Source organism: Micromonospora sp. SH-82, from assembly GCF_051132485.1.
Lineage (GTDB): Bacteria > Actinomycetota > Actinomycetes > Mycobacteriales > Micromonosporaceae > Micromonospora.
The window spans coordinates 4,781,933-4,799,316 of sequence record NZ_CP148049.1; the positions used below are offsets into that span (position 1 = coordinate 4,781,933).

Consider the following 17,384-nt stretch of genomic DNA (forward strand, 5'->3'; position numbering starts at 1 on the left):
ACGGCGTCCCGGACCCCGGGCACCCCGGCGATGACGGTCTCGATCTCGCCGAGTTCGATCCGGTAACCACGGATCTTCACCTGGTCGTCCACCCGACCGACGAACTCCACCACCCCGTCGGCCAACCGACGGGTCAGGTCCCCCGTCCGGTACAACCGGGACCCCGCCGGACCGTACGGATCCGGCACGAACCGACCCGCCGTCAAACCGGGCTGACCGGCGTACCCCCGGGCCACCCCGACACCACCGACGTACAGCTCACCGGTCACCCCGATCGGGGCCAGGTCGAGTTCGGAAGTGAGGACGAACATCCGCAGGCCCGGCAGGGCCCGGCCGATCGGGACCACCGGCAGGGTCTGGTCCCCGTCGACGGGGTGGATGCAGGTGCCGACGGTGACCTCGGTCGGCCCGTACTCGTTGATGAGCTTCCCCGGGCCGAGCAGTCCCAGCCACCGGTCGGCCAGGGCGGCGGGCAACGCCTCACCGGCGGCCACCACCACGGACGCCAGCGTGGACGCCTCCGCGTCGGACACCTGTCCACCCAGGATCTCCAGGTGGCTCGGCGTCAACTTCAGGAAACTGAACGGCCCCGCCGCCACCAGGGTCCGACCCAGCTCCGCCAGGTCCAGGTCCTGGTCCACCATGAACACCCGCTGACCCACCACCAACGGCGCCCACAGATTCGGCACCTGAAGGTCGAACGCCACCGACGAGAACACCGCCGAACCACCAGAACCCGCACCCGCCAGGACCTCGGCCGCCCACCGGACATGGTTCGCCAGACCCCGCTGCGTGACCTGCACACCCTTCGGCCGACCCGTCGACCCCGACGTGAAGATCACATACGCCAGGTCGTCGAGGTCCACCTCCGGCGTCGGCACCGGGGGCAACCCGACCGGGGCCTCCTCGACGACGAGGACGTCCACCCCGACGGGGAACCTGTCGGCGTACCGCCCCGAGGTCAGGACCCGTACCGCGCCCGCGTCGGCGAGGATCGCCTCGATCCGGCCCTGCGGGTACGACGGGTCCACCGGAACGTACGCCGCACCCGCCTTCCACACCCCCAGCATCGCCGCCACCAGGTCGGGGCCACGGTCGGCGAGAACCCCGACCACGTCGCCCCGGCCGACACCCCGCGACACCAGCCACGCCGCGAGGACACCGGCCCGCGCGTCCAGGTCGGCGAAGGACACACCGTTGACAGCCTCCGCCGACGGCACCCGCACCACCTGCTCGGAGAACCACCCCGACACCGACGACGACACCGGCTCCACCACCGACGCGTCGTCACCCGCCACCACCGACACCTCACCCACCGGCAGACACACCACCCGGGCATCCCCACCCGGATCGGCCACCATCGCCTCCAACACCGCCCGGTACATCCCACCGAGGCGGCGCAGGGCGTCGACGCCGATGTGCCGGCGGTCGGCCTGGAGGGTCACGAACCCGAGCCGGCTGAACACCCCGAGGGGGAACTCGGTCGGGCTGTCGTCGATGGACTCGGCGTAGTCGATGTCGGTGGCGTCGATCTGGTGGAAGTCGTGGTAGCTGAACCGCACGTCGAGCAGGCGGGTGTCCTCGCCGACCTCCCGTTGCAGGGTGGACAGCGGGTACCGGCGGTGCGGCCACAGCTCCAGCTCGGCGGTGAAGGTCCGGCGGACCAGTTCCGCCCAGGTCGCCGCGGCACCGTCGTATCCGACGGGCACGGTGTTGAGGTGCATGCCGTACACCCGGTCGGCCCCGGCCGCCTCGGGCCTGATGTTGCAGACCAGGCCGGTGTAGAACCGACCGGCCCCGGTGAGCTGGCTCATCACCTTCAGGTGGGCGGCGAGCATCACCGACTTGAACGGCACCCCGAGGGTGCGGGCCATGCTCCGCAGCTGGGGTTCGAGATCCTGCAACGGCACCCAGCGTTCGTACTTGACCCCCTCGGGGGCGTCCGGGTCACCCCACCCGGTGGGCAGGTCGTGGCGGGACCGGCCGGTCAGCGTACGACGCCAGAACTCCCCGTCGGTCCCGGCGGCCACCGACCGGCGCTCGGCGGCGACAGCGTCGGCGAACCGTACGGTGGGGGTCGGGTGGGACGGAGCCGGGAGACCGGCCCGGATGCGGCGGTACTCGCGGACCACCTCCATGATCAACGAGTGGTAGCTCCACCCGTCGAGGATCGGGTGGCACTCGGTCAGGGTCAGCCACCAGCTGCCGTCGGGGCAGGTCCGGGCGTGCAACCGCAGCAGTCCGGGGCGGTCCAGGTCGAACAGCCGGGACCGCTCCACCGCGATGAAGTCACGCAGTTCCCGCTCCAGGTCGTCCCGTTCGGTGGCCCGGGCGGCGTCGGCGGTGACGGCCAGCTCGGCGGTGGCGTGCACCAGCTGCATCGGCACCGCGTAGCCGGTCAGGTCGAACGAGGTCCGCAGCACCTCGTGCCGCGCGACCAGCAGCGCCGCGGCGGCCCGCAGGGCGTCGAGGGAGAACTCCCCCTCGTCGCGCACCCGGTAGCTGGTGACGTTGTGGTAGTGGTTGCGCTCGGTGTCGGCGAGGAGTTCGACGAGCATCCCGAGCTGCCCCTGGGTGCACGGGTACGCGTCGACCACCCCGGCCGGCAGCGCCGCCCGGTCGGCGTCGTCGACGAGCGCGAAGGGGGCGACGGCGGGTTCCGGCTCGGCGGCGGGCCGGGCGGTGATCAGCTCGGCCAGCTCGGCGACGGTCCGCCGCTCGAACAGGTCCCGGACCTCGACGTCGAAGTGCGCGTCCCGCAGCGCCCCGGCCAGCGCGACGGCCCGGATCGAGTCGCCGCCCAGGTCGAAGAAGCCGTCCAGGACACCGACCCGTTCCAGGCCGAGGGTGGCCGCCCAGACGTCGGCGAGCTGCTGCTCGACTGTGGTCCGAGGGGCCACGTAGGGCCGTTCGACCGCCGCCACGGAACGGTCCGGGGTGGGCAGGGCGGCCCGGTCGAGCTTGCCGTTGACGGTGAGCGGGATCCGGGTCAGCGGCACGAACGCCGTCGGCACCATGTAGTCGGGCAGGGTCCGGGTCAGCTCCGCGCGTACCCGGGACGGCCGCAGCAGCAGCGGGTCGTCCCCGGCCACCAGGTACGCGGTCAGCCGCCGGTCCCCCGGGGTGTCCTCACGCAGCACCACCACCGCGTCCCGGACCCCGGGCAGGGCGGTCAGCGCCGCCTCGATCTCGCCCAACTCCACCCGGTAGCCCCGGATCTTGACCTGGTGGTCGATCCGGCCGAGGAACTCCATTCCCCCGCCGGGTCGACGGCGGGCCAGGTCACCGCTGCGGTACAGCCGGGACCCGGGCGGCCCCCACGGGTCGGGGACGAACCGCTGGGCGGTCAGCCCCGGGCGGCCGAGGTATCCCCGGGCGACCCCGGGACCGCCCACGTGGATCTCACCGGGCACCCCGACCGGCACCGGACGGCCGTACGGGTCGAGCAGGTGCACGGTCAGGTCACCCAGCGGTACGCCGACCGGGCTGGCCGTACCGCCCACCTCCACGTCGGCGACCGGGTGGTACGTGGTGTGCACGGTGGTCTCGGTGATCCCGTACAGGTTGACCAGTCGGGTGGTCTCCAGGTCGCGCCGGGCGACCCAGGGGGCGAGCCCGACGAAGTCGAGCTTCTCCCCGCCGAAGGTCACCACCCGCAGGGCGAGCCGGTCCACCCGGGGGTCGCCGTCGGCGGCGAACCGGATCAGACCGGGGAACGCCGACGGGGTCTGGTTGAGCACCGTCACCCGCTCGGCGACGAGCAGGTCGAGGAGTTCCTCCGGGGTACGGGCCACCGACCGGGGCACCACCACCAGCCGACCACCGGTCAGCAGGGCACCCCAGATCTCCCACACCGACATGTCGAAGGCGTACGAGTGGGTGCAGCTCCACACGTCGTCCGGGCCGAACCCGAAGTCGTCGGCGGTGACGTCGAACAGCCGCAGGACCTGACGGTGGGCGACGGCGACGCCCTTGGGACGGCCGGTGGAGCCGGAGGTGTAGATGACGTAGCAGAGGTTGTCGACGTCGGCCGGGACGTCGGGGTCGGTGGCCGGCTGGGCGGCCAGTTCCGCGACCAGGTCCGGGTCGTCGAGCAGGACGACGGTGCCGTCGAAGTCGGCGAACCGGTCCCGCTTGTCGGAGCTGGTCACCACGATCCGGGCGCCCGCGTCGGCGAGCATGAAGTCGAGGCGGTCCTGCGGCGAGGTCGGGTCCAGCGGAAGGTAGGCGGCACCGGACTTGAGCACCCCGAGCAGCGTCGGGACCAGGTCGGGGCCGGTGTCGAGGTGCACGGCGACGAGCCGTTCCGCGGCGGCGCCGTGGCGTCCCAGCAGGTGCGCGAGTCGGTTGGCGGCGGCGTCCAGCCCGGCGTAGTCGACGGTGGTGCCGTCGCCGGTGAGGGCCGGGGCGTGCGGGGCGGCGGCGACGGTGGCGGCGAACCGGCCGTGCAGGGTGCCGTCGACAGGGGTGGGACGCACCGCACCCCGGGTGGCCTCGGCCAGTTCGGCGTCGTCGAGGATCGTCAGGTCGGAGATCCGGGCGCAGGGGTCGGCGGTGACGTGTCCGACCAGCCGGGTCAGGTGTCCGACGGTCCGCTCGACGGTGGCCCTGTCGAACAGGGCGGTGGCGTACTCCAACCGGCCGCGCAACCGCCCACCGGCGTCCTGGACCAGGTGCAGGGTGAGGTCGGTCTTGGCGGTGCGCAGGGGCAGTTCCATCGGGGTGACGGTCAACCCGCCGGCCCAGCCGATCACCGGCGGTTCGTCCTGGAGGGTGCAGGCGACCTGGTAGAGCGGGGTCCGGGCGAGGTCCCGCTCGGGTTCCAGCTCGTCGACCAGGCGGGCGAACGGCACCTCGGCGTGGTCGAAGGCGTCCAGCACCGTGGCGCGGGTCCGGGCCAGGAGGGTGTCGAACGACGGGTCGCCCTCCCACCGGGCGCGGACCACCAGGTTGTCGATGCCGTACCCGACCAGGTCACGTAGCTCGGCCCGGGTCCGCAGGGAGGAGACGGTGCCGATGGTGAGGTCGGTGCGGCCGGTGTAGCGCGACAGCAGCGCCCCGAAGGCGGCGAGGACCGCCACGAAGGTGGTGGTGCCGCTGCGGCGGGCCAGGTCGTGCAGGGCGGCGGAGAGGTCGGCGCTCCACTCGAACGGCACCGACGAGCCTCGCCAGTCACGCGACAGCGGTCGGGTCCGGTCGGTGGGCAGCTCCACCGGGGTCACCCCGGCCAGCCGGTCCCGCCAGTGGGCCAGCGAGGCGGCCGACCTGTCGTCGTCGAGGCGGGTGCGCTGCCAGGCGGCGAAGTCGGCGAACTGGACGGTCGGGTCCGGCAGGCGGGACTCCGTACCGGTGGAGGCGGCACGGTACAGCTCGGCGAGTTCCCCGGTCAGCACCGCGACGGAGGGGGCGTCGCAGGCGATGTGGTGCAGCACCAGGGCGAGGACGTGGTCGTCGTCGGCGAGCCGGACCAGCCCCGCCCGGACCGGCTGCTCCCGTTCCAGGTCGAACCCGGTCGACGCGCCCCGGGCGACCAGGTCGGCGGCGGCGGTCTCCCGGTCGGCGGCGGGCCGGTCGGTCAGGTCGGTCACCGGCAGGTCGACGGCGACCGCCGGGTCGATCACCTGCACCGGTTCCGCGCCGACCAGGGCGTACCGGGTGCGCAGGATCTCGTGTCGGGCCAGCAGCGCCGACCAGGCACGGCGCAGGGCGGCGACGTCGAGCCGACCCCGCAGCCGCAGCGCCGTGGAGACGAGGAACTCGGCGCTGGTCGGGTCCATCCGGTTGTGGAACCACATCTGCTGCTGACCGAAGGACAGGGGCAGCTCGGCCGACCGGTCCACGACGGTGATCCGGTCCCGACGGCCGGTACGGCGTCCGGCCAGCCGACGCTTGACGAGTTCTTCACGCAGGTTCGGCTCGTTGGCGGTGCTGGTCATCCCCGGTGCTCCTCGGTCAGCGACAGGTCGTGGGTCAGGTCGGCGGCGTCGAGCGCGTCGACCTCGGCCCGGATGAGGTCTTCCACGGCGACGGCCTGGGCGCGCACGGTGGGGTGCTCGAACACCAGGCGGATCGGTAGGTCCAGGTCGAACTCCTCGGACAGCTCGGCGATCAGCCGGGCGGCGAGCACGGAGTGCCCACCGAGGAGGAAGAAGTTGTGGGTGGCAGCGATCCGGGCGTCCAGCAGGTCGGCCCAGACGGCGGCGATCCGCTTCTCCACGACGGTGGCCGGGGCGACGAACTCGGTGTCGTCGGCGGTCCCGTCGGCCAGGGCGGTGTCCAGCCGGGCGCGCAGCGCGGCCCGGTCGACCTTGCCGTTGGCGTTGAGGGGGAGCTGCGGCACCGGCACGAACAGGCCGGGCAGCATGAACCCGGGCAGCTGCCGGGCGCAGTGGGCGAGCAGGTCGGTGGGCTCCCCGGTGTGGAAGGCCACCAGCCGGTCCTGGTGGGCGAGGACGACGCAGTCGCCGACGTCGGGGTGTTGGGTGACGACGGCGGCGACCTCCCCGGGTTCGATCCGGTAGCCGCGTACCTTCACCTGGTCGTCGGTGCGCCCGACGAAGGCCATCGTGCCGTCGGGTCGCCACCGGCCCAGGTCACCGCTGCGGTAGAGGCGGGCGCCGGGCGGCCCGTACGGGTCGGGGACGAACCTGTCGGCGGTCAGGTCGGGACGTCCGGCGTACCCGGTGGCCAGGCATTCGCCGCCGATGTACAGCTCCCCGACGGCCCCCACCGGGAGCAACCGCATCGCCTCGTCGAGGATCCGGACCACGGTGTTGGCCATCGGCCGACCGATCGAGACGATCTCGTCGGTCTCCGGGTCCACCACCGGGTACGCGGACATGATCACCGTGGTCTCGGTGGGGCCGTACGAGTTGATCAGCCCGCCGGGGCCGAGCAGTTCCAGCCACCGGGTGGCGACAGATCCCCGCAGCACCCCACCGGCCACCCAGAGCTGACCGGCCAGCCGGTGGGCCTGCGCGGCGTCGACCTGGTCGGCGAGGAGTTCCAGGTGGGGCGGGGTCATGATGAACCTGTCGTACGGCCCGCCGGCCAGCAGCAGCGCCCCCAGGTCGGCGAGGTCGAACTCGGGCGGCAGGAGCGTCACCGGCTGCCCGACGGTCAACGGCCCCCACAGGTTGGCGATCGACAGGTCGAAGGCGACGGTGGAGAACAGCGGCGCCCCGCCGCCTGCCGGACGGTCGCCCCGGTCGCCGAGGGCCTCGGTCTCCTCGGCGCAGGCCAGGAAGTTCGTCACCGCGGCGTGGGAGAGCACCACCCCCTTCGGGCGGCCCGTCGACCCGGAGGTGAACAGCACGTACGCCCCGGCCGCCGGGTCGAGCCGACGGTCGCAGGGGGTGACCGGTTCGGCGCCGAGCATCAGCCGGTGGGTGTCCACCTGCAACGTGGGTACGGCGAACCGGTCGGCGTACCCGGCGACGGTTACGGCCAGCCCGACCCCGGCGGTGTCGAGCATGTGGGCGACCCGCTGGGCCGGGTAGGAGGGGTCCAGCGGCAGGCAGACGGCGCTCGCCTTCCAGCACCCCAGGATCGCCGCCACCAGGTCCGGCCCTCGGTCCAGGAGGACGGCGACGGTGTCCCCGGGGGCGGTGCCGGCACGCCGCAGGTGGTGGGCGAACCGGTTGGCCCGGTCGTCGAGTTCGGCGAAGCTCGTCGTCACCGGGGCCGCCCCGGAACGGGCCGGGTCGGACGTCGTCGGGGCATGCGGGGCCGGGTCGGGCGTCGTCGGGGCGAGCCGCAGCGCGGGGGCGTGCGGGGTCTCCCGACGGCGGGCCTCGAACAGGTCCACCACGGTGGTCGTCGGGCGGGCGACCTCCGGGCCGGTCCCGGCGTCGAGGAGTCGGCGGCGTTCCTCGGTTCCGAGGAGGTCGAGTTCGTCGAGGCGGGCGTCGGGGTCTGCGGCGGCGGCGCGCAGCAGCCGGACGAGGTGGTCGGCGAACCGGGCCGCCGTGGCCTCGTCGAACAGGGCCGTCGCGTACTCCACGGCACCGGCCAGGGAGCCGTCCGGCTGGGGCCACAGGTGCACCGTCAGGTCGGTCTTGGCCACCGTGGACGCCCGCCGCAGCGCCTCCACGGCGTCGGCGTCGTCGGCGACCCGGCCGGTGATCCCGCCCTCCTGGTAGTTGAGCATCGCCTGGTAGAGCGGGGTACGGGACAGGTCACGCACCCCTACCAGCTCCTCGACCACCCGGTCGAAGGGCAGGTCCTGGTGGGCCAGGGCGGAGGCGGTACTGTCGCGTACCCGCCGCAGTGCTTCGGCGACGGTGGCGGCCGGGTCGAGGGTGCAGCGCACCACCACCGGGTTGAGGAAGATCCCGGCGGCCTGGTCGAGCTCGGGGGGCCGGTGCCCTGAGGTGGGGGTGCCGACCGGGACGTCCCACTGTCCGGTGTAGCGGGCCAGGAGAGTGGCGAACCCGGTGAGCACGGTGGTGAAGGGAGTCGCCCCGCACCGGCGCCCCAGCTCCGTCAGCACCCCCGCCACCTCGGCCGGTACGACGAACCCGTGCATCGCCCCGTTCGGGTCCCGTTCGGCGGGGCGGGGCCGGTCGGTGGGGAGGGCCAGTTCGGGCAGGTCGGCCAGCTCCGCCCGCCAGAAACCCAGCTCCCGTTCGACGACCTCGTCGGTGAGCTGCCGGTGCTGCCAGTGCGCGTAGTCGGCGTACTGGACGGGCAGGTCCGGCAGGTCGGGGGCCTGATCGGCCGCCCGGGCCCGGCACAGTTCCCGCAGGTCCCGTTCGAGGACGAGGGCGGTGCCCGCGTCGGAGGCGATGTGGTGCACGGCGACGACCAGGAGGTGGTCCCGACCGGTGGCGGTGGCCAGGGCGGCCCGGCACAGCGGTCCGACGGCGAGGTCGAAGCCCGTCCCGAGCTGCTCGCCGACCAGGTCGGCCAGCCCACCGTCGGTGACGTCCCGGACCGTCAGGGCGACCTCCCCGGGCGGGGCGACGGTCTGCCGGGCGACCCCGTCGACGAGCAGGTACCGGGTGCGCAGCGGTTCGTGTCGGGCCACCAGGTCGCGCAGCGCCGCCCGGACGTGCTCGGGGCGGGTCACGGCGGGGACCGTCAGGTAGATCGGCACGACCCACTCCCGGCCTGCGGGGTGCAGCCGGTCGAGCATCCAGAGTCGGTGTTGGGCGGCGGAGAGCGGCAGCGGCCGGTCCCGGCCCACCGGGGTCACCGGGGTCACCCCGACGGAGGTCACCGCCGCCCGGTCCAGCAGCCGGGCCTGCGCGGCGAGGGTGGTCGCGGTGAGCAGGTCACGCAGGTCCACCCGCCCGCCGACGGCGGCGCCGAGCCGGCTCTCCAGCCGCAGGGTCACCAGCGACGAACCGCCGAGCCGGTAGAAGTCGTCGTCGAGCCCCACCTCGTCGACGTCGAGCAGGTCCCGCCAGATCGCCGCCACCACCAGTTCGTTGTCGGTGACCGGGGGGCGCAGCGCAGGCCGGTCCGCCGCGTCGACCTCGGGCAGGGCGTTGCGGTCGATCTTCCCGCTGACGGTGCGGGGGAACTCGTCGACAGGCTGGAACACGCCGGGGATCAGCGCCTCGGGGAGCCGTCCGGTGAGGTGGGCCCGCAGCGCGGCGGCGGTCACCAGCCGACGGGTGGCCAGGTAGCCGACGAGCCGGGTACGCCCGTCGGGGCCGGTCCGCCCGACCACCACCGCCGCCCGGACGTCCGGGTGGGTGGCGAGGGCTGCCTCCACCTCGGCCGGTTCGACGCGTACGCCGTTGACCTTCAGTTGGTGGTCGACCCGGCCGACGAACTCCAGGGTCCGGTCGGCACGCCACCGGACCTGGTCACCGGTGCGGTAGAGGCGACTGCCCGGCGGGCCGTACTCGTCGGGGACGAACCGGTCGGCGGTCAGGTCCGGGCGACCGAGGTAGCCCCGACCCAGGTTGACCCCGCCCAGGTACAGCTCGCCGACCACACCGACGGGGACGGGCCGGCGGTCGGCGTCGAGGACCTGGACCCGGACGTCGGGCAGCGGTCGTCCGATCGGGATCGGCCCGGTGGTCTGCGTCGGGTCGACGGGGTGGGCGGTGACGTCGATGGCGCACTCGGTCGGGCCGTAGGTGTTCCAGATCCGGACCTGCGGGGTGGTCGCCAGTCGTCGGCAGAGCTCGGCGTGGAGCGGTTCCCCGGCGGAGAAGACCAGCCGCAGCGACCCGCAGTCGGCCCATCCCGGCTCCTCCACCAGCAGCCCCAGCACCGAGGGCACCCCCTGGAGGACGGTGATCCCACCGGTGGCGACGGCGGCGACCAGGGCCGCCGGGTCCCGGTGCGCGCCGTCCGGGGCCAGGACCACCGTCGCGCCGCCGACCAGCGGGGCGAAGAACTCCCACCCCGCCGCGTCGAAGCTCAACGACGTCTTCTGCAGGACCCGGTCCCCCGGGCCGATCCGGTGTTCCCGCACCGTCCAGGTGACCCGGTTGGCGATGCCCGCATGGGTGACCAGCACCCCCTTGGGGCGGCCGGTGGAGCCGGAGGTGTAGACGGCGTACGCGGTGCCGTCCGGGTCGGGGGCCGGGACCGGGGCGACGGCGGGCAGGGCGGCGATCCGGTCCCGCCCGTCGGGGTCCAGCCTGATGACCCGGCACCGGTCGGGGGCCTCCCCGCCTGCCCGACCGGCACCGGTGACCAGCACCGACGCCCCGCTGTCGGTGAGGATCCACCGCCGCCGATCCGCCGGATGGGTGGGGTCCAACGGCAGGTACGCCGCCCCGGCCCGCCAGACGCCCAACAACGCCACGACCAGGTCGATCCCCCGGTCCAGGTCGACGGCGACAAGGGACTCCGGTCCCACCCCGAACCCCGCCAGGTACCCGCCGAACCGGTTCGCGGCGGCGTCCAGGGCGGCGTAGTCGAGGGTGCCCCCGACCGCGTCCTGCACGGCGGTCGCCGTCGGCGTCAGTGCGGCCTGCCGGGCGACGAGCTCGGACAGGGTCGCCGTGGCCCGGGCGGAGGCTGCGGCGGCGGGTGCCGCAGGGGAAACGATGCTCATCGAGGCTCCTGGAGCGGACGCGGACGGGCAGGGGCGGGCCGGGTCCGGACCGGGACACGGCCCGGCCGGACGACGGCGGGTGGACCAGCAGCCGGGGGGACCCCGGCCGGGGACGCGGGACCCGGTCAGGCGGCGGTCTGGGTGTCCATCCGCCGACGCAGGCTCAGCGGACGCATGTCGGTCCAGATCTCGTCGATGTGGGCCAGGCACTCGTCACGGGTGCCCTCGGTCCCCTCGGCCCGCCACCCGGCGGGCAGGTCACGGTCGGTCCACCAGACCGAGTACTGCTCCTCGTCGTTGAGCACCACCCGGTAGCTGCGGTCGTCGGTCATCGGATTCCTTTCGTGGACACCCCTGTCGTCACCGACAGGGGAGGAAGTCGAACGGGTCAGCTCCGCTCGTCCTTCCACAGGTGGGTGATCTCCCCGAAGTGCCGGGTGACCCAGTCGTCGGAGTAGACGGTGTCGAGGTAGCGGTCCCCGTTGTCGGGCAGGATCAGCACCGACGTGGCACCCGCCGGGATGTCGGCGATCAGCCGACGCAGGGCGGCGACGGTGGCCCCGGACGAACCGCCGGCCAGGATCGCCTCCCGGGTCAGCAGCAGCCGACAGCCGACCACGCAGTCGAGGTCGGAGACGTGGACGACCTCGTCGGGGCTCGCACCGGCGGCCAGCGGCGGCACGACCGACGCCCCGTGACCGGGGATCAGCCGGGGCGCCGGAACACCGCCGAAGATGGCGCTGCCGACCGCGTCGACCGCCACCACCCGGGTGGACAGTCCGGCGTCGCGCAGGTATCCGGCGCAGCCGACCAGGGTGCCACAGGTGCCGGTGGAGCAGAACAGGTAGTCGATCCGACCGTCCAGGGCGGACACGATCTCCGCCATCGTCTCGCGCTGGGCGGCGGCGTTGAGCGGGTTGGCGTACTGGTCGGGACGGTAGGCGTACGGGATGCGCTCGCACAGCTCCCGTACCCGGCTCAGCCGGGCCGGAAGGTACTCGCCGGTGGCCGGGTCGGGGTGCTCGACCACCTCGATCTCGGCCCGGTACGCGGTGAGGATGGCCAGGTTCTGCCGGGTGGTGCGGGGGTCGACCACGCAGACGAACCGGATCCCGTAGTAGGCGCAGACCTGGGCCAGGCCGATGGCGAGATTGCCGGAGCTGGACTCGATCACCACCGACCGTCCGGGGACCAGCTCACCGGAGCGGACCCGGTCCCGGAGCATCGTCAGTGCGGTCCGGTCCTTGATGCTGCCGCCGGGGTTGAACCGTTCGAGCTTGACGAAGACCTGGGAGGGGAACTGCGGAAACAGTCGGACCAGTTGGACCAGTGGGGTGTTCCCGACCGCCGAGAGGATGCCCTCGCGCACCTGCGTACCTCCCTCCACCTTCGATGTGACCGACACCGTCGAGGCTGGCGGCCGGGGCTATATCGCCGCCATACCGGCGGGTGGGGCCGATATGGACGGGTGGCCGACCCGACGACACCGGGTGCGCCGGGCCGGCCGTCGCTACGTGCCGAGCGTCAACAGGTCGCGGAGTTCCGCCTCGTCGACCATCGCGGCGCGGGACACCACGGTGTCGGGGGCGGCGCACGCCAGCCGCAGCATCCGGAGGAAGTGCCCGGCGAACCGCTGCACCGTCTCCTCGTCGAACAGGTCGGTGTCGTAGCCGAACTCGGCCTGGACCCGCCCGTCCTGGTACTGGGTGAGGGTGACCGAGAGGTCGAACTGTCCCTCGTCGTAGGCGATGTCCAGCAACCGGATCCGATGCCCGGTGAAACCGTGCCGGTCATCGGTGTAGTCGTCGTCGTGCTGGTGCACCAGCAGGCTGACGGTGGCCCGGACCACCGGGTCCCGGTCCCGCCGATCCGACCGGACCAGTGCGAACGGGTACGCGGCGTGGGCCAGGCCACCGGCCAGTTGCCGACTCGCCCCCGCGACCGCCTCGGCGAAGGTGGTCTCCGGATCCCACGACGCGCGCAACGCGATCGTGTTCACCAGCAGACCGACCACCTTCCGGAGGGCCTGGCCGCGCCGCAGCGAGGCCGGGCAGCCGACAGTGAACTCGGTCAGCCCGGTGTAGCGGTACAGCGTCGCGGTGAACGCCGCCAGCACCACGCTGTACGGGGTGACCCCGGCGGCGGCTGCCGCGTCCCGAAGCAGCCCGGCCAGGTCACCGTCGAGGTCCCGACCGAACGCCGCCCCCCGGAAGGAACGCACCGGCGGGCGGGGCCGGTCGGTGGGCAGGGTCGCCGCCGTGGCACCGGCGCACACCTGCTCCCAGTAGGCGCTCAACCGTTCGGCGCGCGGCCCGGTCAACGCCGACCGTTCCCGGGCCACGAAGTCGTCGTAGCTGCCGGTGAGCGGGGGCAGGTCGATCGGCCGCCCGTCGTGCAGGGCACCGTACGCCTCGGTCAGGTCATGCCAGATGATCCGCTGGGAGTGGAAGTCGGTGGCGATGTGGTGGACGACCACCACCAGGACGCAGTCGGTCCGCCGGCGCAGCAGCACCACCCGCAGCGGCCCCTCCTCGGCCAGCCGCATCGGCTGGTCACCGACCTCCCGGCACCGGGTGAGCAGGCCGTCGTCGTCGAGGTGGTCGACGTCCTCGACGGCCACCTCGCAGGGCAGGTCGGGGTCGACCACCCGGACCGGTCCCGCCTCGGTCTGGACGAAGCGGGACCGGAGCACGTCGTGCCGCTGACGGACCAACGGCACCGCCCGGCGCAGCGTGTCGAGGTCGAGGCCGGGTGTGAGGTACAGCCCGTGCACCACGTTGCTGCCGGGGTTCTCCGGAGCGATCCGGTACACCAGCCACAGGGCCCGCTGCCCGACCGACAGCTCCCGGGCGTCGGCGGTCACACCGTCGGCCGGTTGGCCACGACGAAGTCGACGAGGTCCTGGACGGTGGTGAAGTTCCCGACCTCCTCGTCGGGGACCTCGATGTCGAAGTGCGACTCCGCCGCGGCCAGCAGGTCGACCAGCTTGAGGCTGTCCAGGCCCAGCTCGACGAAGGTGTCGCCGGGGTTGATGTCCCGGTCGACGTCGTCGGTCATCAGCTTGCGGGTCAGGGCGGCGACGTCCGGGCCGACCTGGTCGATGGTCACGGTCATGCTGGTGGTCCTTTCCGGTTGGGCTGGCACTGTGGGGGTCAGGGCATCCGGATGAGCTGGCCGGCGTAGGCGAGTCCCGCCCCGAAGCCGAGCAGCAGCACCCGGTCACCCGGGGAGGTCCGGCCGCTCTCGTACAGCCGGCTCAGGGCCAGCGGTACGGAGGCGGCAGAGGTGTTACCGGTGTCGACGATGTCGCGGGCGACCTTGTCGTCGGGGATGCCGAGCAGTTCGGCCAGTTGGTCGACGATGCGCAGGTTCGCCTGGTGCGGCACGAACCAGTCGATGTCGGACAGCTCGACGTCGGACAGGGCGCACACCTTCCGGGCCACCCTCGGCACGTTCTTCGTCGACCACCGGTAGACGAGCGGGCCGTCCATCTTGGCGAACTCACGTCCGTCGGCGTCCCACTTGGTGCCGAGGATGCCCGCTCGCGTCCCGTCGCTGCCCCACACCGTCGGGCCGATGCCGTCCTGCTCCGACGGGGAGACCACCGCCGCGCCCGCGCCGTCGCCGAAGATGACGTACGTCGCCGGGTCCTTCGGGTCGATGAAGCGGCTCAGCTCCTCCGCGCCGACGACCAGGACGTGACGGGCACCACCCATCCGGATCTCGTTGGCGGCGATGCCTATCGAGTACGCGAACCCGGCGCAGGCGGCGTTCAGGTCGAAGGCCCCGGTGGCGGGGATGCCGATCCGGCTCGCCACCTCGGGCGCCCCGCCCGGGATCCGGTCCTTCTTCGTCGCCGAGGCGAGGATGACCAGGTCCACCTCGGCGGGGTCGACGGTGGCCATGGCGAGCGCCTTCGCGCCGGCCTCGGCGGCCATCATGGTGACCGTCTCGTCCGGCCCCGACCGGTAGCGGGACCGGATCCCGGTCCGCTCCTCGATCCACTCCGGCGTCACCCCGGTCTCGGCGGCTATGTCCTCGTTGGTGATCAGTCGACTCGGGCGGTACGCACCGAGTCCGGTTATCGCCGCGCCAGTCATCTGTGGCATCGCTCCTCCCCACACCGCGGGTCGGCAGCCTGCTGGCACCGCCCGGAGGCAGTGTCGGGAGCAGCTCTCATAACTTCTCTACATCGCCGCCCTATGGAAAAGAGATAGCCCGTCCGGTGAGCGTGCCCGGTGGGGTGTGCCGGGTCGGGTGCTCCCCCGACGTCCACCGCGCACCGACGAGGGAGCAGGCATGAGGGATTTCCGAGGCAGGGTCGCGGTGGTCACCGGCGCGGGATCGGGCATCGGCCGGGCGCTCGCCGTCGAACTGGCCACCCGGGGTGCCCGGCTGGCGCTCTCCGACTTCTCGACCGAGGGCCTGACCGGCACCGCGGCGGCCTGCGTCGAGCGGGGCGCCGAGGTCCGGACGTACCACCTGGACGTCGCCGACCGGTCGGCGGTGCTGGCGCACGCCCGCCAGGTCCGCCAGGACTTCGGCGGCGCGGACCTGGTCGTCAACAACGCCGGGGTGACCCTGCTCGCCTCCATCACCGAGGCCACCTGGGAGGACATCCGGTGGGTGATGGACGTCGACTTCTGGGGGGTGGTCCACGGCACCCGGGCGTTCCTGCCGATGCTCGTCGCCTCCGGGGGTCACCTGGTCAACGTCTCCAGCATGTACGGGATGGTGCCCGCCCCGGCGCAGAGCGCGTACAACGCGGCGAAGTTCGCGGTACGCGGCTTCACCGAGTCGGTGTTGCAGGAGATGCGGGTCGGTCGGCTGCCGGTCGGGGTCAGCTGCGTGTACCCGGGCCAGGTCCGCACCGGCATCCTCCGGCACGCCCGCGTCGGTCGGGGACTCGGCTACCAGGGACTGCGGGAACGGTTCGCCGAGGAGGCGCGGACCAGCCCCGAACAGGCCGCCCGGACCATCCTGCGCGGTGTCCTGGCCAACCGGCCGAAGATCCTCGTCGGGGCGGACGCCCGCCGGGTCGACCTGCTGTCGCGGCTGCTCGGGTCGGCCTATCCCCGGCTGACCGCCCGCCGGGCCCGACGGGAGGCGGACCGGGCCCGTACCGACGCGATGCGGGCCCGGCTCGCCGCGCAGCGGGTCAGAAGGTCAGACCCCCGTCCACAGTGACCACCTGGCCGGTCAGGTAGGAGGCCCGCTCCGACAGCAGGAACGTCACCACCGGGGAGATCTCCTCCACCTGGCCGATCCGACCGAGGGCGGCGCGCTGCCCGATGCCCTCGGTCAGCCCGGCGGGCAGGCCGGACAACATGTCGGTCTCGACGAACCCCGGTGCCACCGAGTTGACCCGGATCCCGTACGGGCCGACCTCCTTGGCGAGGGCCTTCGTGAAGCCGATGATGCCGGCCTTGGACGCCGAGTAGTTGGTCTGTCCCGGGCTTCCGGTGATCCCGGCGACCGAGGAGACCGTCACGATCGCACCCCGACGGCGGCGCATCATCCGGCGGATCGTCGCCCGGCACACGTGGTAGACCCCGCCGAGGTTGACGTCGAGCACGCGGGTCCAGTCCTCGTCGGCCATCATCGCCACCGGCCGGTCCCTGATGATCCCGGCGACGGTCACCACCGCGTCCACCTCCCCCAGGTCCCGCTCGACCTCGGTGACGAAGTCGCGTACCCGGGCCGGGTCGGCCACGTCCACCCGGCGGGCCAGGACCCGGGCACCGGCCTCCCCCGCCGCCGCGGCGCTCTTCTCCGCCGCCTCCTCGCTGCTCTGGAAACAGAAGGCGACGTCGTACCCGTCCTCGGCGAGCTGTCTGACCACCGCCCGCCCGATACCCCGGGATCCGCCGCTGACCAGGGCCACCGGCCGCCGGACTGCACTCATGTCGACTCCTTCGGTTCGGTCGCCCGCACCCGGGCGGTGGGACGCAGCGAGGTGGCCGGGCGCATCGCGCCGACCAGGCGACCGACCCGCAGGACCACCTCGGACCCGACGACGCTCTCGCCCCGGACGAACGCCGTGTCGGCGATGAGCCGGATCAGCTCCACCCGGTGTTCGACGGTCTCGCCGGGGTGCACCGGGCGGCCGAACCGGATCTGCTCGAAGACACCGGCCACCGGCACCCCGTCGGTGAGGACGTCCGGCATCGGCCGGTCGTGTCGGATCAGCACCAGCGCGGCCTGCCCCCACGACTCCAACAGCAGCGCGGCGGGCAGCAGGCGGTCACCGGTCACCGTCAGGCTCCCCACCAGCCGACGGCGGGGCACCAGTTCGTGGACCCGGTCGACGAGCAGCAGGGGTGGGCGGTGCGGGATGATCCGGCGGATCTCGTCGATCTCCACT

At 73.2% G+C, this 17,384-nt stretch carries 10 protein-coding genes (1 of these 10 cut by a window edge); 1 reads left to right on the forward strand and 9 read right to left on the reverse strand.

Features of this window, described 5'->3' with window-relative positions; genetic code table 11:
- The 7 genes from WHN02_RS21120 to WHN02_RS21150 all read right to left on the reverse strand — a co-directional run.
- Positions 1–5,936, reverse strand: the 5' portion of a protein-coding gene (locus WHN02_RS21120; protein WP_434740434.1) for a non-ribosomal peptide synthase/polyketide synthase. Its footprint begins 17,206 nt before the window's first position; only the first 5,936 of its 23,142 coding nucleotides appear in the window; its start codon is at positions 5,934–5,936; its stop codon lies off the left edge, out of view.
- Positions 5,933–11,020: an amino acid adenylation domain-containing protein gene (locus WHN02_RS21125; protein ID WP_434740435.1), complete on the reverse strand. Its 5,088-nt coding sequence runs from the start codon at positions 11,018–11,020 to the stop codon at positions 5,933–5,935. The genes WHN02_RS21120 and WHN02_RS21125 overlap by 4 nt, the downstream gene beginning before the upstream one ends.
- A gap of 125 nt (positions 11,021–11,145) precedes the next feature.
- Positions 11,146–11,352, reverse strand: coding sequence for an MbtH family protein (locus WHN02_RS21130; protein WP_350896065.1), 207 nt, complete (start codon positions 11,350–11,352; stop codon positions 11,146–11,148).
- 56 nt (positions 11,353–11,408) lie between these two features.
- Positions 11,409–12,377, reverse strand: coding sequence for a 2,3-diaminopropionate biosynthesis protein SbnA (gene sbnA, locus WHN02_RS21135; protein WP_434744021.1), 969 nt, complete (start codon positions 12,375–12,377; stop codon positions 11,409–11,411).
- A gap of 153 nt (positions 12,378–12,530) precedes the next feature.
- The gene (locus WHN02_RS21140) at positions 12,531–13,883 is read right to left on the reverse strand and encodes a condensation domain-containing protein (protein ID WP_434740436.1); all 1,353 of its coding nucleotides are present in this window, start codon (positions 13,881–13,883) and stop codon (positions 12,531–12,533) included.
- Positions 13,880–14,134, reverse strand: a complete 255-nt coding sequence (locus WHN02_RS21145; RefSeq protein WP_434740437.1) for an acyl carrier protein — start codon at positions 14,132–14,134, stop codon at positions 13,880–13,882. The genes WHN02_RS21140 and WHN02_RS21145 overlap by 4 nt, the downstream gene beginning before the upstream one ends.
- Before the next feature lie 38 nt (positions 14,135–14,172).
- A complete protein-coding gene (locus WHN02_RS21150; RefSeq protein WP_434740438.1) occupies positions 14,173–15,129 on the reverse strand; it encodes a beta-ketoacyl-ACP synthase III in 957 nt (318 codons plus the stop codon).
- A gap of 190 nt (positions 15,130–15,319) precedes the next feature.
- Between WHN02_RS21150 and WHN02_RS21155 the strand changes: the two genes are divergently transcribed.
- Complete coding sequence (locus WHN02_RS21155; protein WP_434740439.1) at positions 15,320–16,207, forward strand: SDR family NAD(P)-dependent oxidoreductase; 888 nt, start codon at positions 15,320–15,322, stop codon at positions 16,205–16,207.
- Here WHN02_RS21155 and fabG read toward each other — a convergent pair.
- Both fabG and WHN02_RS21165 read right to left on the reverse strand, forming a co-directional pair.
- Positions 16,179–16,925: a 3-oxoacyl-ACP reductase FabG gene (gene fabG / locus WHN02_RS21160; protein WP_434740440.1), complete on the reverse strand. Its 747-nt coding sequence runs from the start codon at positions 16,923–16,925 to the stop codon at positions 16,179–16,181. The genes WHN02_RS21155 and fabG overlap by 29 nt on opposite strands.
- Positions 16,922–17,383, reverse strand: coding sequence for a 3-hydroxyacyl-ACP dehydratase FabZ family protein (locus WHN02_RS21165; RefSeq protein WP_434740441.1), 462 nt, complete (start codon positions 17,381–17,383; stop codon positions 16,922–16,924). Before WHN02_RS21165 ends, fabG begins: the two co-directional genes overlap by 4 nt.
- Position 17,384: the final 1 nt, after the last annotated feature.

Bases quoted from the DNA above. Each gene is read 5' to 3' on its own strand.
- WHN02_RS21150 (WP_434740438.1), bottom strand. From the start codon at position 15,129: ATGCCACAGATGACTGGCGCGGCGATAACCGGACTCGGTGCGTACCGC.
- WHN02_RS21125 (WP_434740435.1), bottom strand. From the start codon at position 11,020: ATGAGCATCGTTTCCCCTGCGGCACCCGCCGCCGCAGCCTCCGCCCGG.
- WHN02_RS21155 (WP_434740439.1), top strand. From the start codon at position 15,320: ATGAGGGATTTCCGAGGCAGGGTCGCGGTGGTCACCGGCGCGGGATCG.
- fabG (WP_434740440.1), bottom strand. From the start codon at position 16,925: ATGAGTGCAGTCCGGCGGCCGGTGGCCCTGGTCAGCGGCGGATCCCGG.
- WHN02_RS21145 (WP_434740437.1), bottom strand. From the start codon at position 14,134: ATGACCGTGACCATCGACCAGGTCGGCCCGGACGTCGCCGCCCTGACC.
- WHN02_RS21130 (WP_350896065.1), bottom strand. From the start codon at position 11,352: ATGACCGACGACCGCAGCTACCGGGTGGTGCTCAACGACGAGGAGCAG.